Origin of the sequence: Capsulimonas sp. (genome assembly GCF_039929585.1) — a bacterium.
Taxonomy (GTDB): Bacteria; Armatimonadota; Armatimonadia; order Armatimonadales; family Capsulimonadaceae; genus Capsulimonas.
This window is the reverse complement of sequence record NZ_JBDSQY010000192.1, coordinates 1-19,256: the sequence shown is the minus strand read 5'-3', so window position 1 is coordinate 19,256 and position 19,256 is coordinate 1. Positions and strand designations below refer to the sequence as shown.

At 58.2% G+C, this 19,256-nt stretch carries 22 protein-coding genes; 9 read left to right on the top strand and 13 right to left on the bottom strand.

All coding sequences use genetic code 11. The features are described 5' to 3' along the window. Positions 1 to 3 precede the first annotated feature (3 nt). Both ABIZ35_RS14020 and ABIZ35_RS14015 read right to left on the bottom strand, forming a co-directional pair. Positions 4 to 1,440 carry a phosphoglucomutase/phosphomannomutase family protein gene (locus ABIZ35_RS14020; RefSeq protein ID WP_348220535.1) on the bottom strand — a complete coding sequence of 479 codons (1,437 nt, stop codon included), beginning with the start codon at positions 1,438 to 1,440 and terminating at the stop codon, positions 4 to 6. A gap of 183 nt (positions 1,441 to 1,623) precedes the next feature. Then, a complete protein-coding gene (locus ABIZ35_RS14015) occupies positions 1,624 to 1,896 on the bottom strand; it encodes a hypothetical protein (protein ID WP_348220534.1) in 273 nt (90 codons plus the stop codon). 148 nt (positions 1,897 to 2,044) lie between these two features. Here ABIZ35_RS14015 and ABIZ35_RS14010 point away from each other — a divergent pair, with 148 nt between their 5' ends. The 8 genes from ABIZ35_RS14010 to ABIZ35_RS13975 all read left to right on the top strand — a co-directional run bounded on the left by ABIZ35_RS14010 (position 2,045) and on the right by ABIZ35_RS13975 (position 7,489). Next, positions 2,045 to 3,109, top strand: a complete 1,065-nt coding sequence (locus tag ABIZ35_RS14010; RefSeq protein ID WP_348220533.1) for a zf-HC2 domain-containing protein — start codon at positions 2,045 to 2,047, stop codon at positions 3,107 to 3,109. Positions 3,110 to 3,240: 131 nt separating this feature from the next. Next, entirely contained in the window at positions 3,241 to 4,053 is an 813-nt protein-coding gene (locus tag ABIZ35_RS14005) for a 6-carboxytetrahydropterin synthase (RefSeq protein WP_348220532.1), read from the top strand. A 13-nt stretch (positions 4,054 to 4,066) separates the two neighbouring features. Continuing rightward, complete coding sequence (gene folE / locus ABIZ35_RS14000) at positions 4,067 to 4,732, top strand: GTP cyclohydrolase I FolE (protein ID WP_348220531.1); 666 nt, start codon at positions 4,067 to 4,069, stop codon at positions 4,730 to 4,732. Between the two features lie 138 nt (positions 4,733 to 4,870). Next, positions 4,871 to 5,326, top strand: coding sequence for an SRPBCC family protein (locus ABIZ35_RS13995; RefSeq protein ID WP_348220530.1), 456 nt, complete (start codon positions 4,871 to 4,873; stop codon positions 5,324 to 5,326). Continuing rightward, on the top strand, positions 5,307 to 5,651 hold the full coding sequence (locus ABIZ35_RS13990) for a metalloregulator ArsR/SmtB family transcription factor (RefSeq protein WP_348220529.1): 345 nt from the start codon (positions 5,307 to 5,309) through the stop codon (positions 5,649 to 5,651). The genes ABIZ35_RS13995 and ABIZ35_RS13990 overlap by 20 nt, the downstream gene beginning before the upstream one ends. A gap of 39 nt (positions 5,652 to 5,690) precedes the next feature. After that, a complete protein-coding gene (locus ABIZ35_RS13985; RefSeq protein WP_348220528.1) occupies positions 5,691 to 6,191 on the top strand; it encodes a DinB family protein in 501 nt (166 codons plus the stop codon). Positions 6,192 to 6,373: 182 nt separating this feature from the next. Further along, on the top strand, positions 6,374 to 6,829 hold the full coding sequence (locus ABIZ35_RS13980) for a hypothetical protein (RefSeq protein ID WP_348220527.1): 456 nt from the start codon (positions 6,374 to 6,376) through the stop codon (positions 6,827 to 6,829). Positions 6,830 to 6,868: 39 nt separating this feature from the next. Next, a complete protein-coding gene (locus ABIZ35_RS13975) occupies positions 6,869 to 7,489 on the top strand; it encodes a hypothetical protein (RefSeq protein WP_348220526.1) in 621 nt (206 codons plus the stop codon). Positions 7,490 to 7,665: 176 nt separating this feature from the next. Here ABIZ35_RS13975 and ABIZ35_RS13970 read toward each other — a convergent pair whose 3' ends face one another. From ABIZ35_RS13970 to ABIZ35_RS13925, 10 genes are all read right to left on the bottom strand, one after another. Beyond that, the gene (locus tag ABIZ35_RS13970; protein ID WP_348220525.1) at positions 7,666 to 8,865 is read right to left on the bottom strand and encodes a redoxin domain-containing protein; all 1,200 of its coding nucleotides are present in this window, start codon (positions 8,863 to 8,865) and stop codon (positions 7,666 to 7,668) included. A 167-nt stretch (positions 8,866 to 9,032) separates the two neighbouring features. Further along, complete coding sequence (locus ABIZ35_RS13965; RefSeq protein WP_348220524.1) at positions 9,033 to 10,229, bottom strand: TlpA disulfide reductase family protein; 1,197 nt, start codon at positions 10,227 to 10,229, stop codon at positions 9,033 to 9,035. 187 nt (positions 10,230 to 10,416) lie between these two features. Further along, complete coding sequence (locus ABIZ35_RS13960) at positions 10,417 to 11,601, bottom strand: glycine C-acetyltransferase (RefSeq protein ID WP_348220523.1); 1,185 nt, start codon at positions 11,599 to 11,601, stop codon at positions 10,417 to 10,419. Between the two features lie 16 nt (positions 11,602 to 11,617). Continuing rightward, positions 11,618 to 12,649 carry an L-threonine 3-dehydrogenase gene (gene tdh, locus ABIZ35_RS13955; protein ID WP_348220522.1) on the bottom strand — a complete coding sequence of 344 codons (1,032 nt, stop codon included), beginning with the start codon at positions 12,647 to 12,649 and terminating at the stop codon, positions 11,618 to 11,620. Positions 12,650 to 12,798: 149 nt separating this feature from the next. After that, positions 12,799 to 13,242, bottom strand: a complete 444-nt coding sequence (locus tag ABIZ35_RS13950; protein WP_348220521.1) for a hypothetical protein — start codon at positions 13,240 to 13,242, stop codon at positions 12,799 to 12,801. After that, positions 13,242 to 14,429, bottom strand: a complete 1,188-nt coding sequence (locus ABIZ35_RS13945; RefSeq protein WP_348220520.1) for an ankyrin repeat domain-containing protein — start codon at positions 14,427 to 14,429, stop codon at positions 13,242 to 13,244. The genes ABIZ35_RS13950 and ABIZ35_RS13945 overlap by 1 nt, the downstream gene beginning before the upstream one ends. Before the next feature lie 66 nt (positions 14,430 to 14,495). Continuing rightward, the gene (locus tag ABIZ35_RS13940; RefSeq protein WP_348220519.1) at positions 14,496 to 15,725 is read right to left on the bottom strand and encodes a hypothetical protein; all 1,230 of its coding nucleotides are present in this window, start codon (positions 15,723 to 15,725) and stop codon (positions 14,496 to 14,498) included. Between the two features lie 8 nt (positions 15,726 to 15,733). Next, a complete protein-coding gene (locus ABIZ35_RS13935) occupies positions 15,734 to 16,609 on the bottom strand; it encodes a phosphatidate cytidylyltransferase (RefSeq protein ID WP_348220518.1) in 876 nt (291 codons plus the stop codon). Positions 16,610 to 16,625: 16 nt separating this feature from the next. Continuing rightward, entirely contained in the window at positions 16,626 to 17,369 is a 744-nt protein-coding gene (locus tag ABIZ35_RS13930; protein ID WP_348220517.1) for an NTP transferase domain-containing protein, read from the bottom strand. A gap of 16 nt (positions 17,370 to 17,385) precedes the next feature. Continuing rightward, a complete protein-coding gene (locus ABIZ35_RS13925) occupies positions 17,386 to 18,309 on the bottom strand; it encodes a diacylglycerol kinase family protein (protein WP_348220516.1) in 924 nt (307 codons plus the stop codon). A gap of 214 nt (positions 18,310 to 18,523) precedes the next feature. Between ABIZ35_RS13925 and ABIZ35_RS13920 the strand changes: the two genes are divergently transcribed. After that, a complete protein-coding gene (locus ABIZ35_RS13920) occupies positions 18,524 to 18,757 on the top strand; it encodes a hypothetical protein (RefSeq protein ID WP_348220515.1) in 234 nt (77 codons plus the stop codon). Between the two features lie 80 nt (positions 18,758 to 18,837). On the opposite strand, the gene ABIZ35_RS13915 is transcribed toward ABIZ35_RS13920, so the two are convergent. Further along, positions 18,838 to 19,197, bottom strand: coding sequence for a hypothetical protein (locus tag ABIZ35_RS13915; protein ID WP_348220514.1), 360 nt, complete (start codon positions 19,195 to 19,197; stop codon positions 18,838 to 18,840). Between the last annotated feature and the right edge of the window lie 59 nt (positions 19,198 to 19,256).

Below are 19,256 nucleotides of genomic sequence, written 5' to 3'. Positions count from 1 at the left end.
GCGTCAGGCGTTCTCGACGATTTGGACGCCGCCGGCGATTAATTTGGCGACGTTTTCCTGCGAAGAGGATTCGGAATAGACGCGGACGACGGGTTCGGTGCCGGAAGCGCGCAGCAGGAGCCAGGAGCCGTCGGCGAAGTCGAACTTGGTGCCGTCGGTGCGGTCGATGGCTTCCACTTCCCAGCCGGCGATGTTCGTAGGGTTGTCGTCCTTGAGCGTTTGGATAATCGCAGGCATCTTGGCGGGATTAGGATGCAGGTCTACGCGATTGTATTCGTGCGGGCCAAACTCCGCCATCAATTCATCGATCTGTTCTTCGAGGCGCTGCTTGCGCATCGCCATCGATTCGAGCAGGATCAGGGACATCAGGGGACCGTCGCGCTCGGGGATGTAGCCCAGGACGCCGATGCCGCCCGACTCTTCGCCGCCGATCAGCACCTGCTCCTTCAGCATCCATTCGCAGATGTTTTTGAAGCCGATGGGGACAACACGCAGCTCCAGTCCGTATTTGGCGCACAGCTTATCGATGAGCCGGGTGGTGGAGACGGTCTTGACGACGCTGCCGCGCAGGCCCTTATTCTCGTAAAGGTGGCGCAGGGCGATGGCGAAGATCCGGTGGCTGTCCACGAAATTTCCCTGAGAATCCATGGCGCCGACGCGGTCCGCATCGCCGTCGATGGCGACGCCGACATCGGCCTTTGTGGCCAGCACGGCGTCGCGGAGGGCGCCGAGGTTCTGGGGGATCGGCTCGGGATTGATCCCGCCGAAGACCGGGTTACGATCGCCTCGAATTTCCGTGATCTGCGCGCCGGTATTCTCCAGGATGCTCGGCAGATAGCCGGCGCCGCTGCCGTGCATGGCGTCAACGACGATTTTGTATCCGGCGGCGCCGATGACGCCGAGGTCCACGACTTTGCGCAGTCCATCGAAGTACGCAGGGCGCAGGTCGGTCTGATGCACTAAGTCGATTGCGCTGGCGGGGACATCCACCGAGTAAGTCCCGGCGTTCAGCAGAGCGGTCAGTTCTTCTTCGATCTGTGTGACCATGCCCGGCAGAGCCGATCCGCCGTAGCCCATTTTGATCTTCAGACCGTTGAATTGGGGCGGATTGTGCGAGGCCGTGATCATGATCGCGCCGCGCGCTTCGCCGGCGTAACAGCTGTAGGAAACGGCGGGGGAGGAGCAGGCGGCGCTGGACAGGATCGTCTGAAGGCCCGACGCGGCCGCGACTTTGGCGGCTTCCGCTGCGAAATACTCAGACTGGGAGCGGTTATCGTAGCCGATATAGATTGTGGGCGCGCCCGGGGTGTCGCCGCGCTTCAGGAAGTTCACGACTGCCTGAGCGACGAGACGGACACTGGCGCCGGTGAAGTCCTCGGCGATAATGCCGCGCCAGCCGTCCGTGCCAAACGTGATTTCGGGGCGCTTTTGCTCCGGCATAGAAACGAAATTCTCCTTGCGGTGACCGCGACGCGCAAGCGGGCCGGCGGTCGAGTGGGAAGTACAGTCGGCCATGGGATGGCGCAATGGACTTCATGCAAATTGAATGCCATTTCGCCAAGGGCCTCAATTATTCTGAGTGATCATCCGAAAATAGAAGGTACGGCTTCGAGTGGAAACTTATTAGAACGCCTTGTCGCCTTGCTCCGGTTTTGGTTTGGGGGCAAGCGTCTTATGTTTTCCGCCTGCATCTCTCTCGGTAAGTCCGATGCTGATTGTGAAGAGCGCGATGACCATCACTACCACCACGCTGATGATAATCGCGGCGCGGATCTGATGGGGCTGCATTCCCTGAGGGGTAATTTCCGTGACGGGTTCACTCGGAGGGGCGCCCGCCCCCGCGCTATTAAATTTGATTCCTCCACCGAGGAATGTGTCGTCGTTTTTGTCTGCCATGATGCTTTTCCAATTGGCGGAACGGTCGGTGAAATCCTGCCGAGAAATCATGAAACATTTTCGAAACTGCGCTGTCTAGCCAATTAAGTACTACCGCGCCAGCGAAAGGCCTTGCGACGAGATGAATTTTTCCGCCTGGTTTTCTCGAGTGACCCATCGGAAGCCTGTCGATCCCAGCGACGGATGCAGCAGCATCCAGCCGCTGCTCTCGCTGTACTCCGACAAAATGACCGCCCCTGCGGAATCCGACCGCGTGGAGGCGCACCTGTCTGAGTGCGAGGATTGCCGCCGCGCTCTGTCATGGATGCAGGCGACGAACGCCGTGCTCGCGCACCGCGAACCCGTTCTGCCGCCCCCCGACATGAGCCGCCGCATCCGCAGCGCGATCGCCGACCTGGAAACAGGGAAGAGCGCTCGCCCTGTCCGCGCGCCGCTTTTCTATCGCCCCGCCTTCGCCGCCGCATTCGCGATTTTGATCGGCGCGGTGGTTGTGGCCCAAATTACATTGCATCGCCCGACCTCAGGACCCGGGAAAGTGCAGGTTGCGTCTCAGCCGCCTTCGACCAAACCGACCGTCACAACGCCGGTTCCCGTTACGCCGAATATCATCACTCCTGTGACGCCTACGCCTCGCCCTTCGAATACGCAAGTTGCGAAGCGGCTGTCCACGGAAGACTCTCAGAGCCGTTCCGTTGCCGCCAATTCGCGCCCTTCGATCGATAATTCGGATGAAGCCGAAAATCGAGCCAAGGATGATGTTCTGAAGCGGCTGAAACCGCTCCAGGAAATTCATTCCTCGGATGACGCACATGTGAAGACGCCGCTGCGGCCGATTCCCGATATTCATGTCGCGAGCGTCCCGCACGGGCCCACGCATCCCGCCGCGCCTGCGATCAAGCATCCGGGCAATACGCAGGTCGCCAAGCATGACGTTCCGACGCATGAGACAACCGAGCCGCCGATTAGCGTTGTCCCAGAAGCGCCGCAGCCGGAAACGCCGTCGGCTCCTGATCCCATGAGATTGGCCACGACGGAAACGCATCCTGTGGATGCATTGAGTGGCGTGCGAGTCAAAGTTAACCTGTTAAAGTCCGCCAGTTTCTCGCTGCCGTCGTCTGAGCGTACAGTGGTCGGAGATCGTTCCTATCGCGGCTCTGTGGATCTTGTGTACTTGCCCGACAAGATCAAGGGCAGTGACGGCGTCGAGCACTAGAGATCGAAAAATCTTCAAGCGCGGTTCTCATCCTCGGGAACCGACCACATCACAATCCTTGTTCTATGGAATATAATTGAGCCTGCGCCAATCATGGCGCAGGCTGGTTTCTGAGACAGAAAGCGATCCGCATGACCATTCGCCTCTGCCGCCGCGCGCGATTTTCGGCGGGAGATACGGGGAGTCTGACCGGCCGGGCCGGAGGTCACGATTATTCGTGCGAGCTCGCTGTGGCCGGCGAGATCGATCCCGATTCCGGAATGGTCGTCAATATTCGCGATATTGACGCCGTAATGAAGTCGGAGATTGTGGCGCTGCTGGACGGCAAGATCCTCGACCGCGACGTTTCCGCCCTCCAGTCCACGCCCGCCACTCCCGAAAACCTGGCGCGCTTTCTCTGGGAGCGGTGCATCGGCAAAATGCCGCCGCAAGGGCGTCTTGTGCGCCTGACACTTTGGGAATCGGACGTGCATTGGGCGACGCTATCGTCTGCAAGTATGGAAAGGGACGAGCCATTGCTGACCGTGACGCGAATGTATGATTTTTCGGCCTCGCATCGCCTGCATTCCCAGAGCCTCTCCAATGAAGAGAACGCTGAGATCTTCGGTAAGTGCAACTGGGAAAACGGGCACGGCCATAATTACGAGATCGAGATCACGCTCTCCGGCGCGCCCGACGCCCGCACCGGCGAGATCGCGCCGATGGCGCTGCTCGATCAGATTGTCGAAGAAGAGGTGCTGCGGCCATTCGACCACAAGCATCTCAATTACGACGTTCCCGAGTTCTCCGGCCTCAATCCGACCTCGGAAAATGTCACTAAAGTGATTTGGGAGAAATTGGCGAACCGCCTCGCGAACGCGCCGCTCGGTCCGGCCAAGCTGTACCGTGTGCTCGTCCGCGAAACGCCGCGCAACGTATTTGAATATTACGGCGAAGAGCCTTAGAAGAAGAGAAGTCATGTCATTTTTGTCTGTGCACGATGAGGAGAACATCGAGGAAGTGGAAATCCGACCAGCCCGAGATCAGCGCACCAGCGACGCTCCCAAAAAAAACGTCAGCCAGGAAGAACTGGAAGACAAGTACCGTGACATCCTGAGCTTCGTCGGCGAAGACCCGGATCGCGAAGGCCTCTTGCGCACGCCGCACCGCGTCGCCGAAGCGCTGAAGTTTTTGACGAGCGGCTACAAGCAAGACGTCGAGACGCTTCTGAACGGCGCGATCTTCCATGAAGATTACGACGACATGGTGGTTGTCAAGGACATCGAGTTCTACTCGATGTGCGAACACCACATGCTGCCGTTCTACGGAAAGGTCCATGTCGCGTACATCCCCGATGGTAAGATTGTGGGCCTGAGCAAAATCCCGCGTCTCGTCGATATGTTCTCGCGTCGCCTGCAAGTTCAGGAGCGCCTGACCACCGAGATCGCCGAAGCCATCGAAACCGCGCTCAGCCCCCGAGGCGTCGCCGTTGTGATCGAAGGCGCGCACATGTGCATGCTCATGCGTGGCGTCCAAAAGCAAGCCTCCACCATGGTTACCTCCCATGTCATGGGACTGTTCCGCGACGACCGAGCCACCCGCCAGGAGTTCATGGCGCTGGTAAAGGGCAATAGCCGAGCATAAGTCGTTGAAAAGCGCCTGCGGATATCCGCAGGCGCTTTTATTTCGCAAAAAAAAGCAACCAAAGTGTTGCGTTTTCTGTCTTGATGTGCTAATATGCAATTACTAAGTTGCGTATTAGCGAAAGGCGAAGAGAACCCAATGTCAAACGACCGTATTGAGAAGCAGATTGAGTTGAAGGCTCCCGTTTCGCGTGTCTGGCGCGCGCTGACGGATCATCGTGAGTTCGGCGAGTGGTTTCGTGTGAAAATCGACGGCCCATTTGTCTCAGGTCAGACGTCGACCGGGCATATGACTTATCCAGGATATGAGCACGTCCAGTGGAATTCCGTCATCAAGGAAATACAGCCCGAGCGCTATTTCTCTTTCAATTGGCATCCCGCAGCCATCGATCCCGCCATCGATTACTCGACGGAGACACCCACGCTCGTCGAATTTACTTTAGAGGAAACCAAAATCGGCACGCTGCTGCGCGTGGTCGAGTCCGGTTTCGAGAATATTCCCAGCGACCGACGTCTGGAAGCATTCCGTATGGACGAGGGAGGCTGGGAATCGCAGTTAGAGAACATCGAGAACTATGTTACAAACACACCCTAGCGGCGGCGCCGATCAATCTCAACGCGCCGCCATCTTCGCCGCCTTGGGCGACGAAACGCGGCTTTCACTGGTCGCGAAGCTCTGCGGTGGTCAGCCGTATTCTATCTCGCGGCTGACGGAAGGCTCCCACATCACGCGGCAGGCCGTGACCAAGCACCTTCGTGTTTTGGAAGAAGTGGGGCTCGTGCGAAGCATGCGCGCCGGCCGAGAGAGCCTGTTCGAGTTCAACCCGGAGCCGATGGAAGAGGTCAAAGAGTATCTTGACCTGGTTTCCAAGCAATGGGATAACGCGCTGTCCCGATTGAAGGCGTTTTTGGAAGACTGATCATTCACGCACAATAACCCCAAGAGGAAATGAGACACCATGGAAACAATCACATCGCCCGCAATGGAATCGATCGACCGTACGAAGAGCGCCCTGTCGAGTTCCCAGCACCTGCTGCTCAGCACGTTCTCCTGTGTTCCTGATGAAAAGCTGAACTGGTCGCCAGCGCCCACCGCCCGCACGCCCTTGCAGATCGCCGTGCACTGCGCCGCCGCCAACTTTGCCTTCGCCACTCTGTTAGAGGGTGATCCCTGGCCCCTCTCGATGGACTCGGCGCAGGCCATCGAACAAATGCGCGTCGTTCCTCCTGGGATCGATACCCGTGAAGCCGTTGTGAACTACCTCGAAGACAGCACCGCCGCCGTAGTCGCGGCTCTGAATAAGGCGATGCCTGAGACGCTGGATACGATGGTTGTGACGGCGTTTGCGGAACTGCCCTACAGCTTCTGGATGACTGTCCCCGCCGATCATATGGCCGGCCACGCGCGGCAGATCGACTACCTCGAAACCACCTGGGGCGACCTCGCAGACCATCGGTAAGATAAATTCGCGTTGTAAACAAGCCAAAGGCGTCTGCGAAATCCGCAGACGCCTTTGGCTTGACTTGCGCTGGATATTCCCCGCGGCCCATCTGTGTCATACTTGGCGGCCTGGATTAGGTAAAATGTCCATTGGAGCGAAGTTCTTCAGTCTCCTCTCGCAGGTTTTCCGGAAAGTAAGTAATGGACTCAGAAACAACAGCCGCTCTCAAATTTCTCCAAGTATATTCGCACGCACGCGCCGAGATGCGCGGCTTGTTAGGCTGGCTGCTCAAACGTTCCAGCGTCAAGGAAGCACGCGTCTATGATACGCCCCCACGCAGTTTCGACCGCAAAATGCGGGACAGCGCCGCCCCGGCGCCGATCATCACCTTCAGTTCATCCGTCGCCGCAGCCTTTCTCGATGGTTCCGACGCCGAATGGCGGTTCGAAGTCTCCTGTGACAGTTCAGGCTGGAAGGTCGAACACTCCGTCTCACAGCGTGGTCCTGATGAAGAACTGATGAGTGTTATTGTCGATTTCGGCGAATGGGCGTCGGAGTCGCTCGATGAACTGGCGGCGTATCTCGCCAAAGTTGTGGAAGACCTGCGTGAAAGTGTGGAAACGCCGGGCGTGCTGCCGGTTCTGGCGCTGATTTAGACGCGTCCGGCAAATAATGCATTGGATTTGTAAATACGTATGCTAAAAGATATTTCCAACGGTAAATCTCACGATGACTTTTTGGTGCGGGAAGCCATGGCTAATGATGTCACGACTTCCTCCACCAAAATCGCACTGAAATATTTAGAGCTCTACACGCGGGGCGAGTGCGTGGGGCATTTCGATGTCTTCACAGTTAGCGCATGGAAGTATTGCTTTGACGCCGCAATCGAGATCTGTGAAGCCACTGCAAGCGATTCTCGTTACTGTCTAGCGACAAGATGTGAAGCAAAATATACGGTGCTGGTTCAAAAATCCCACCCCGATACCTACACCGAGGCGGATATATCAGTCACGAATGAATTAATCTCATCCGTGGCGAAAGATTATATGTCCATGCTCAAGCAGATTTGGCTGATCACGGTCTGTACAGACGACGAGAATTTGTGGACTAAGGTGGGAAAATCTTCGATCGAAGCGATGGAAAGAATTCACGACACGCTGCGCTTGATGACAGAATACTCCGTGGCGGATGATGAGGCGCGGGACCGTTTGATAGAGGAATTGGAATCGGAGTTGCGCCTTCGAATTGGGGGGCCGTATGTACCGGACCCCAACAACGTTATTCCAGGCTGGCCGACGCTAGCGCCACCTGAATAACAAAATGCTATCGCCTTCAAATTTGTTTTTGCACTATAATTTGGTCCATATGCGTGTATACATTATGCATAAATCAGGATGATTTTGTGGAGAAAATTAAGCGAGAAATCTAAAAAACGAAATGGGCGGAGACTATCATCAGTCTCCGCCCGTTTTGTCTCACGATGGATATCGGCTTACTTGATGTCCGTGCTGGCGGTTAACTTCGGAAGAGTAACGCCTAGCTTGGTAAGGGCGTCTTCAAGCTGGTGGCTGTCGTCGTAGCCGGCGATGGCGGCGGCGATTTTTCCGTCTTTATCGATCACATACTGTGTCGGGATGCCTGTCACTCCGTAGTCGATAGAGGCGAAGCTTGAGTCGTTATTCGGAGCGGGGTCGAAGTAAGTGGGAAATTGAAAGCTGGACGCCTTCTCGGCATTCCATTTCGCGTACGCGTCTTTCTTATCCCATACGCAGACTGCGAGAACTTGCACGCCTTGATTTTTTGTTGCAGCGTAAACTTTGTTCAGATGCGGCATGGACGCCTGGCAGGGGACGCACCAGGTTGCCCACAAATCGAGGATGACGATCTTGCCTTTGAAATCAGACAAATGGGTTGTTTTGCCGGCGGAGGTGAAAACCGTGAAGTCAGGGGCGGCAGAGCCAGCACTCAGAAGCTGGGGCTTTGTGTATGCTTTGGCGTTTGTAGGCGGGTTCCAGGCCAGCTGATCGGGCGCAATCGGTTTGTTGAAGACCCAATTCGAGAAGGTAATGCGTCCGACTTCCTGGATTCTGCCATTCCGCGTCGTCATAAAAACATCTTTATAAGGAAGCTGTGTCCGCTGATTGATCCACATTTGCTCGGTGAAGGTATAGGGTTCACCTCGCGACGTTTTACTCGGCCGCTGATCCGATATGACCTTGTAGGCCTGATCGTCAATCATCTCGGTAGAGATCGTACGGGTCGCGCCTTCCTCCGGCGCACTGTTCTCGCTGAGGTACATGTCCACCATCGACATACCGCGCATCCGAGAGCGCGATTTGCCGTCGGCGGGCAGATTGGCCACGGTAAAAGTATTATTATCGCCGTTATATTCGCGCTCAACCATACCGTCGCTGACATACTGATGCGGTTTTAAGATTCCTGTTTTATCCTGACCCTGCGTGACCAGAATCTTGATGTTGTTCGGGCGAGCGATCTTGACGTCGAACTCAAGGCTAGGCGTTGATCTGCCGCCTCGCTGCGAACCTTTCGTATAGACTTCGTGTACTTGAATAGTCTTTGCCATGGCAAACGGGGAGACCGAATGCTCGCCGCGAAGCTTGAACACCGTGAACGCAGCTCCCGCCACACAGAGAGCGAGAGCGGCGGCGACAGCAGTTTGTTTGGGCGTCATCTCTGAAATTTCCTCACCCGGATCTCTGAAAGTGTGTTGAACATGATTTTCTCACTATCATTATATCGTCTTCGGCCCTTGAAAGCAAAGCGGCCGAGGACTGACTTCAGTCTTCGGCCGCCAAGTTTTCTTTGTATTACCGAGACAAGGATCGGGTGACCAAAGAACTACTTCGTTTCCGCACTCGCAGTCGTCGCCGGAAGGTTGAGGCCGAGCTTCTTCAGCTGCTCTTCGAGCCGGTGATCGCCGTCGCCGTAGCCGACGTTGCTGGCGGCGATTTTGCCGTCTTTGTCGATGACGTATTGTGTCGGGATGCCGGTCACGCCGTATTTGGTTGTCGCGAAACTTGCATCGTTGCTGGCGTTTTCGAAGTAGGTTGGGAAGCTGAAGGTGGGCGCCTTTTCGGTCAGCCACTTGTCGTAGGCCTCTTTTTTATCCCACACGCAAACCGCGAGGACTTGTACGTCTTGATCTTTGGTGGCTTTGTAGACGCTGTCCAGATGGGGCATACTTGCCTGGCAGGGGCCGCACCACGTTGCCCACAGATCCAGCACGACGATCTTGCCTTTGAAGTCGGAGAGGTGAACGGTTTTGCCGTCCGCTGTCTGAACCGCGAAGTCGGGAGCGACGGCGCCGGCGGCGAGAAGCTTCGGTTCGGAGCCGAGCGTGACGCCCGCCGGCGGGTTCCAGGCGACCTGGGCCGCTGGAATGGGTTTGTTCAGTACCCAGTTTGAGAAGGTCATGCGGCCCGTTTCGCGGGTTTTGCCATCTGTCTCCATCATGAAGCTGTTTCTGATGGGAAGCTTCGTCGCCTTGCTGATCCAAAGCTGGCTGGTCACCACGTAAAATTTGCCGGGGCCGCTTTGGCGCGGAGGCTGCTTGTCCGAAATGACCGTAAAGGCTTGACCGTTGACGGTTTCGGTGGTGATGGCGCGTGTCGAGCCCGCTTCCGGCTGCCCCTTCGCGGTCAAGTACTTGTCGAGCATGGACATGCCGCGAAGCTGCGAATGTGAGCTGCCGGCCGTCTTGGGATCGACGATCGTAAAGGTGTTTTTGGAGGAATTGTACTCACGCTCGACCTTGCCGTCGTCAATATACTGGTTAGGCTTGCCCGTTTTATCCTGGTTCACCGACATCAGGACCTTGACTTTGCCGGGACGGATGACCTTGACGTCAAACGTGTAAACGGGAACGAGACTGCTTGGTCCCGCAACTTGCGAGTATACTTCGTGTACCTGAATCGTTTTTGCCGAAAAGAGTGGCGAGGACGGTGCGTCGGCGGCGAGAAGCGGCGAAGCGGTGAAGGCTGACGCGGCCGCGCTGAGCGTCAGCGCGACGGCGGCAGTGGTATTTTTGAACGTCATAACGATAATTTCCTCAATCCGAAGTATGCGTGGGCGATGCGCCTGGCGATTGAAATCGCGGCTAGAAGAGCACGATGTCCACCTCCGTGGACCCCAGAAACCTGGCGATTACGCTTCTTTTCTGGAGTGCCCGGAGGGGCACATCGTGCCTTTCTAGGCGCGAATTCATTCGCCGGCTAAGGACTGGCTAAATGCCCAGCTCGGCTTTGACTTCCCCGAACTTTGCGATCGCGAATTCCAAATCTTCGCGTGAGTGAGCGGCCGACACTTGGGTGCGGATGCGCGCCTTGCCCTGCGGGACGACGGGGTAGGAGAATCCGACGACGTAGACGCCCTTCTTGAGCATCGCTTCGGAGACGCGGCCGGCGAGGGCGGCGTCGCCGAGCATGATCGGGACGATCGGGTGCTCGCCGGGAACGACTGTGTAACCGAGATCCGTGATGCCCTTGCGGAAGAATTTCGTGTTTTCTTCGAGTTTATCGCGGCGCTCGGTGGAGTTCGTCAGCATTTCCAGAACCGCGAGGGACGCTACGGTGATGGTCGGCGCCAGCGTGTTGGAGAAAAGATACGGGCGCGAACGCTGGCGCAGCAGCTCGACGATCTCTCGCCGGCCGCTCGTGTAACCGCCGCTGGCGCCGCCGAGGGCTTTGCCAAGAGTGCCGGTGATGATGTCGATCTTATCCATCACGTGGTGGTGCTCGGGGGTGCCCCGGCCGGTTTTGCCCATGAAGCCGACAGCGTGCGAGTCGTCCACCATCACGAGCGCGTCGTACTTCTCAGCCAGCTCGCAGATCGCGGGAAGGTCGGCGATGATGCCGTCCATGGAAAAGACGCCGTCGGTGGCGATCAGGCGCGTGCGCGCTCCGGCCGCTTCCTTCAGCTTGGCTTCCAGGTCCTCCATGTTGTTGTTGCGATACCGGAACCGCTGCGCTTTGCAGAGCCGAACGCCGTCGATGATGGAGGCGTGGTTCAGCTCATCCGAGATCACGGCGTCCTCAGCGCCCAGCAGGGTCTCAAAGAGGCCGCCGTTGGCGTCGAAGCACGACGAGTAAAGGATCGTGTCTTCCATGCCGAGGAACTTGCTGATCTCGGCTTCGAGCTGCTTGTGAATCTGCTGCGTACCGCAGATAAATCGCACGGACGCCAAGCCGTAGCCCCAGCGGTCCAGCGAACCGCGCGCGGCGGCCAGAACCTCGGGATGCTCGGCCAGACCGAGATAGTTGTTCGCGCACATGTTCAGCACGGGCGCTTCCGCGCCGACCTGCACGTGGGCGTCCTGCGGCGTGCTCAGCACCCGCTCGTTTTTGTAGAGGCCCGCCTCACGGATCGCGTCCAGCTCGCGCGTAATCCGGTCTTTCACCGCTCCGTACATTGCTCTTCCTTTCCGGTCAGGCATCGCGCCAGTTCAGAATGACCTTGCCCGATTGGCCCGAATCCATCGCTTCAAATCCCTTTTCGAACTCCGTATAGTGAAATCGATGGGTAATCACAGGGGAGATGTCCAGGCCGTTTTGGAGCATCACAGTCATCATGTACCAGGTCTCGTACATTTCGCGTCCATAGATGCCCTTGATCGTCAGCATGTTGAAGACGACCTTGTTCCAATCGACATCGATCGATCCTGAGGGAATGCCGAGCATGGCGATCTTGCCGCCGTGGCACATATTCCCAATCATGTCCTGCATCGCCGCCGGGTTACCCGACATCTCCAGGCCGACATCGAAGCCTTCGGTCATGCCGAGCTGCTTTTGGACATCCGCCAGATTTTGCTCCCGAACATTCACCGCCAGCGTCGCGCCCATCTTGCGGGCGAGATCGAGCCGGTACTCGTTGACATCGGTGACCACGACGAAACGCGCGCCGGCATGTTTGCAGACGGCGGCGGCCATCACGCCGATGGGACCCGCGCCGGTAATCAGTACGTCTTCGCCGAGAATGGGGAACGAAAGCGCCGTGTGGACGGCGTTGCCGAAGGGATCGAAGATCGACGCCTGATCCAGATCCACGCCTTCACGGTGGTGCCAGACATTTGTCATCGGCAGGGAAATATACTCCGCGAAGGCGCCCTGGCGATTGACGCCGATGCCCTGCGTATCCTTGCAGAGATGCCGCCGGCCCGCCAGACAGTTACGGCAGCGTCCGCAGACGACGTGCCCTTCGCCGCTGACAATTTCGCCCGGGAAAAAGTCGTTGACATTGGAGCCGACTTCGACGATCTCGCCGACGAACTCATGGCCGGTCACCAGAGGAACGGGGATCGTCTTGCGCGCCCAGGCGTCCCAATGATAGATATGCAGGTCCGTGCCGCAGATGCCCGTGCGATCGACTTTGATCAGCACGTCGTTGATGCCGACCTTCGGCATCGGCACATCCTCCAGCCACAACCCCCGCTCCGCTTTACTCTTGACCAACGCTTTCATAAGACGCCTCACATGATTTATTAGGCAAACGAAAAAACTCGCGCGGACATATTGCCCGCGCGAGAATACAATACCGTGTCTCACTCAATAGATGGTCAAAAAAGTGTGAGGCTTCGATTTTGGGGTGATGCGCCACGGACGCTTGCGCTCTACCCGCGCGAATTGTAAAAACTGGGGCGCCCGCGCAGATGCAGCGCGAGATGCGCCACAAGCTCGATGCCGATGAAGAACAGCCCGCCGCGCCACCAGGCAGGCCAACGCCGCAGCTGAAACCCTGGCAGCGCTGATGCGGTCAGCTTCACGGCCAGAAACAGAACGACGCCCGCGATGAACCACACCACAACACGGACGCTGGCCTGCACGACACGCGCGACGCGAAGGCGTGGGCGCAAATAGTTGAGAAACCAGAGTTCCACCCAGTGGCCGCCGAACGACGGCCAGAGCATCAAAAGAGTCGCTTTTGGCCAGTAGGCCAAGCTGCCCATGCGCAGGGCCAGCAGCGCGCCGACGATCAGCGCGATCGCAACTGTTCGCGTCAGTGTGACGCGAAGTGGTTCCTGATGAGGCCGCCATGGGAGGTCTTCGTGTTGCATTATGAGCCGGTCCGGGTTTGAAAGAGACATCGCATTTGGTCTGTGCGCGCGGCCGAGAAAGGAGTGAGGCCCTTGCTTCCCATGGAAAGCGGATCGGCTCCTTTTGCCAGTAAGAGGGCTGCAACGGTAGTCTTTCCGCAATTGACGGCGCGCCGAAGGGGCGTATCGCCATAACTATCACGCGCTTCGATGTTAGCGCCACACTCTACCAAGGCCTCGGCAGCCTCGACGTTACCGCGCCGGGCCGCCATGTGCAGCGCCGTGCAGCGCTTAGTCCCATCACAGGCGTCCACATTTGCGCCGCCGTGAATTAATGCTCTGACAATGTCGGCGCTGCCGGCGCATTCGTTTCCCGCACGGTAAAGCGGGGTGTGACCGCCTTCGTCTTGGATGTTGGCGTCGACTCCCAGCTTCAGGAGTTCCGCCACCAGCGCCAGATTCCCGGCGGCGGACGCTGCGTGCAGCAGGGTGAGGCCGCTGTAGCGTTCGTGCGCCAGATCGGGATTATCGCGCAAAATTCGCTGTGCGTACTCCGCCATGACGTTATGGCCGCTGCCGATCAAAACACCAACGAATTGGGCAAACACCGAGCGGTTCTGCTGGAATCGTGACTGCAGCAGCGGACTTTCGATCAGAGCAGTCACCCGGTTCAATTCGCCCTCGCGGACAGCCGACACCATTTCGTCTAACTCGCGCTGCTGTTGCCATCGACATCGGATCTGCGTGTGTACATCCGAGGTTTCCAATCGATGTATTGTCGCGGACGCAGACGGGCCGGTATTGACAACATATGCCGATGCTTCTTCGAAGAGTTCCGCCAAGGCGCTTCGCATGGGTTGGCTGATCTCTACATCGTGAAGCGTCTCAGTCATCAGTTCTAACCACGCGTTCCGCTCATTTTGTCCGATCTGAAACCGGAGATGCGATTCCCGCAGGCTCAGCCACCACCGGCGCTGCGCGTCCTCGGATGGGCCATCCAGAAACTGAACCAGGAACGCCGCTATCTCCTCAATGGCGCACTTGTGGGTCTTTCCCGGAAACATTGGACTTAACGTCGGATCGTTGTCCACACGAGCATAGAATGCGGCGGAAAGCTCGCGGCATTTCGCCGAACCGCCGATTGCGTCGAAGAGGTCAATTGCAGTCAAAGTGTCAAGTTTTGACGCTTGCATAGGTTGCTTGGCCATGCCTCTATTCTCCCAGACCATCGCACTTTCCAAAGTCGATAGTATTTTATCCCATAACTTCAGAAATTATGGGGTTTTGGGCGCGATCGGGTTTACGGCTTCGGACTGAATGAGCGAGGCGTATTGGGTTTTGAGGGATTCGTTGGGGCCGGTTGTGAGCGTGTGCGCGAGGACGACGGTTTTGGCGAGGCGGACGATGCGGATCCAGCGGGCGGTGAGCACGTCTTCTTCTTCGAGGGCGTCCTCGTCGGGCGTTTCTTCGCCGCGCTGCTTGGAGGTTCGATAAGCGGTCATGAGGCGCAGTTCGCCGCGCAGTTCGAGCTGCTTGGAAAGTCCTTCCAGTGCGGCCGCCTGGGCGGGTGTGGACCATTTCAGGAGGTCGGAGTAGGGGGTGCGGAAAATGGTCGGTTCTGGGGTTTTGACGTAACGACGCACGAAAACATCGGAGGTGGCGACGGGCGTGTCGATCGAGATATCGTGGATCAGGGAGTAGGCGAAGGCTTCGTTCATGCCGACGCGCCCATCGTGATCGTAGTCGGCGCCAGTCACGGGCTTGCCAAGGCGGTCTCGACCGCTGAGCGCGCCGAAGAAGTAGGAGGTAAAGTCGTGGTAATTGGCTTCGTTGACTTCGGGGGTGCAGCCTGCGGCGGGACGCACGGAGATGCTGGCGAAGAAGCCGCAAAAGTTGGGGCGCAGGGCCGGGCCCTTGGCGCTGGCGGCGCGGAACACGGTGTCGGCGAACGCGCCGGAGAAGCACTGCGCCATCACAAGCACGGTGGGCGTGGAGGTGGGAGCGGCGTCGAGCGCGTCCGACAGCGTGTCCACGGTGAGCAGATCGTTTCCCCACATATCGTAGGCGTTGTTGGCGAAACTGCCGTCGTCATCGGGGCTGCCATGGCCGGTGAAGTAAAGCAGCAAGGGACCTTTGGGATCGGCCGCCAGTCCTTCAAAGGTTTTCTGAAAGGTCGCGTATCGCGCGGGACCATCGATGTTCTTGAGGAGGGTGGGGCGAAACCGCTCTCGTCCACGCGTGTCTTCGTACTGGACGTTCGCCGCCGTGAGGCTTCCGTTTGTAAAGAGAATACGGCGTTTCGTGCCGGCCGGCAGCAGGCGCTGGACGTACCGGACGTTGCTTTCGATCGCGACTTGATTGTAATCTTTGTCCGGACCGCCGCCGACGATCAGGCAGCGCAGCGGAGGCGCCGCCGTCTGCGCCATGGCGGTGTCGGCGTACAGGCATGCGCCCAGAGCCATTGCGAGGGCGACGCCCAAAGAAAAGCGCGTTTTGAAAGCCATGGGATTCTCTAATGTTTGTTGATCAGGAAAAACTGGATGTAATAGTACGCCAGGGGCGCGGAAAAGAGCAGGCTGTCGATGCGGTCCAGAACGCCTCCGTGACCGGGAATCCAGTGCCCGAAGTCCTTCATCTTCAATTCGCGCTTGAGCAGCGATTCGCAGAGGTCGCCGATCTGGCCGGCGAATCCGCAGAGAACGCCGAGGATGACGGCGTGTCCCATCGGCAGATGCAGCCACAAACTGAGCGCCACGCCGCCGAGGCCCGAGGCGACTAAACCGCCGATACTGCCCTCCACCGTTTTGGCGGGGCTGATTTCGGGCGCCAATTTGTTGCGGCCCAGCGCTTTGCCCGCGAAGAGGGCGCCGGCGTCCGAGAGCCAGGTCGTCGCCGTCACGAAAACCACCAGCCACTCGGCGGGCGTGGTTCCGTGGATCGGAGGCGTGAGAATATTGGCGTTCGTTCCGCGCAGCAGCGTCAAGTAAGAAAATAGCCACCCGACATAGACCGCGCCGAGCAGCGTGGCGCCGACGCTGCTGATGGGGCTGGGCTGTCGTTTTACCATCTCCGTAGTCAGGTTCGCCATCACCATCAGCATCAGAACGGCAGGCAGATAGGAGGCGAAGGCCGCGCCGCCGTGTGTCCAGGCGGCGTATTGAAAGACGATGCAGGCGAGGAAGCCGAGAAATTTGTTGGGATCGGCCCCTTGCTTACGAACCGCTCGGTAGAACTCATCCACGCCGAGGACGGCGAAGACGGCGACGCCTGCGGCGAACGGCAGGCCGTCGCCCAGGAAGATCATGATGCTGTACAGCAGGGCGCCGACGATGCCGGTCGCGACCCGTACAAGCATAGGACGGGATGGTTTGGCGGCTGCGTGTGTCATAGCGCCGTTCTTCGTGTCACTTTCTGGTGGTAGCGTATTGATAGTCTTCAACGGCGTCAATATCGAATGCGAGATCAGGCGCGCACTTCTCCAAAACGGCGGCGTGGCACTTCAAAATCGTCTCGGCGCGCTGGACGACTGCTGTGAGACTTAGCCTTCGAGCCAAAAACTGCCAGGTCAACTGTGGGCCGAGCAGCTGCGCGGAGCGCCACTGGCTCTTGCGCGACTCAAAGGCCGTTTGAAGGAGGTCGCTGTTGTCGATCAGTATATTCGGCCGCACTGCGAACAGGCCGGCGACAGTGATCGGCGCCATACCCCGCAGTGAGACAAATGTGGACGGCGGCGCGTCGGGATAGGCCGCATTAAACTCGTTTGCATCCACCAATCCGAGCGCGATATCCGCGTCTTCGGGAATACGCGCGGCGAACGCCGCAATGCTCGCGGATTGGATCAAAGGCAAATCCGATGTGCAGACGAGCGCCCTCGGCGTTTGGACTAGCGAGAGACCCGCAATAATGTTTTTCGGTCCCGAATCTGTGGCGTCGACCCAGCGATCGACGCCCTGAATGGTTCTTTGCAGAGCCGGATCGGCGACGGCGATGATCTGGCGAACGGCTCCGCTCGCGCGCAGGGCGTCCACGACAACCTGCACCACCGGTGTTTTGCTCGTCCCAATCGGCGCCAGCGCCCGGTGAGGAGATCCGATGGCGGCTTCGTAAGCCGCATCGATCGTTCCGCCAGCGGGGATCACTGCGTCCATCAGACTTTCCGGGGCGCTATCCAACGGGCGGCGTCTCGGCCGGAACTTTGATCGGCAGGGCGCCGCGCATCAGCGTGATGCGCGCGGGCGTGGTTCCCAGCACTTCGCCATCGATCAGCAGCGGCTGCGGCGGATCGGCGTCCAGCGTGATTTCCGAGGCGCGCAGCATCGTGACGGCGGGATGGAGTACATGCTTCCCGTCAAAAACTTTGGTCAATTGGTTCAGCAGCGTTAGCTTCGGCACGGCTCCCACCAGACAGAGATCGAATTGACCGTCGTCGACTTTTGCGCCCGGAGCGATCTTCATGCCGCCGCCGGTAGTTTCGGCGTTCGCCACGGAGACGAACATGGCGCGTGTTTGTCGCTTCTCGCCATCCGTCGTTAGCGTGAGTTCAAACGGCGTGAATCCCATCAATGTTTTGATTGCGCCGACGACATAGGCGGGCGCGCCGCTGATCCATCGCACGCCTTCATTGACGGTCTGTGCGGTGCGTGCGTCAAACCCCGTGCCTGCAATCACCAAAAAGTGGCGTGGCCCTGTAAATCCCGCTCCTTCGATGACTCCGACATCAATATGCAGAATGTTTCCATGCGTAACAGCGCGGCAGGCGACTTCCAAGTTCCCGTGCAGTTTCAGAGCCCTGGCCAGATCGTTGCCGGTGCCGATGGGGATTAGGGCAAGAGTCGACTGAGATCCGAGCAATCCGTTCGCCACTTCGTGCAAAGTACCGTCGCCGCCGACCGCCACCACGATAGATGCGCCGTTCGCGGCGGCTTCGCGCGCCATCCGCTCGGCGTCGCCGCGAGCCTTGGTGTAAAGCCAGATCCAGTCGGCCGAATCCGCTTCCAGTAGGCGGCGGATTGCGGGAACTTGTTTCCCCGCTTCCCCACGGCCGGCCGTGGGGTTGACGATGATGACGTTTGTTGTGGTGGAAGGCATGGGCGTGATGCGGAAATTATAGCATAATCGCCGCCATTAACGATTGGCTCTTACGCCGTTCCTGATGAGAATAAACTCCTCTCTTGAAATGGGCGCAAAAAAACTAGTTAGAATGCCTGCAAATCGTGGAAGAATACCATTGGACGCAGTCCAAGGAAGGGCTCACCCACTCTATTTCATGTTAACACGAGCGACCACTTAAGGAGATGTAACAATGTGGCAAGGTCCTGAATTTCACGAGCAGAACGATGACCTGTATCTTGCAGGCCAGCGGGTTAACCCAGGGCGTTACAGGCAAGTCGGCGGTAATGGCAAGAGCATCGTTCTTGAGCATGAGGACGTACTGCCGGCCAGCCTTGATGGTCGCGTCGCGTGTTATCAGCGCGTCAACAATACCTGGGATCAGATTTCCCGCCCACGGCAGGGCGAGATGGCGTCCGCACATTAATTGCTGGACCGTTCATTTCGGTGTTTATTCAAACAAAAAGGGGAAGGAGCATGCGGCTCCTTCCCCTTTTTGTTGCTGTGTCATTGTGAAATCTGTTCGCCCAGTCCCAGCGCCTTGAGCTCATCGCGCGACTGTGCGGATTCCACCTGCGCGCGCATCAAATGGCCGACTTCCTCGGCGCTGATCTCCTGGCGCGTCATTGCTTCCTGAAGAAACGCCATGCGATCGGGCGACGTCAGCAGATCCAGCGCTGAAATCCCCAGAATGTCCGCCAGGGCGCCCAGCGCGGGAACCGTCTTTGCGATATCGTCCTCGGCCCGCGCTTTGAGCAGCGACTGGGCGTACTCCAATTCGCGCATGGCCTGTTCGAGCGGCGCGCTCATCATTCTATACTCGTTGACTTTTTCCGTAAGCCCGGCGCTCAGTTCGTTTGCGGACATCGCGATTCTCCCCAAAAAGCTGGTGAATTGTTGTCGTAGTATAGCATTTGCGCGGCGAG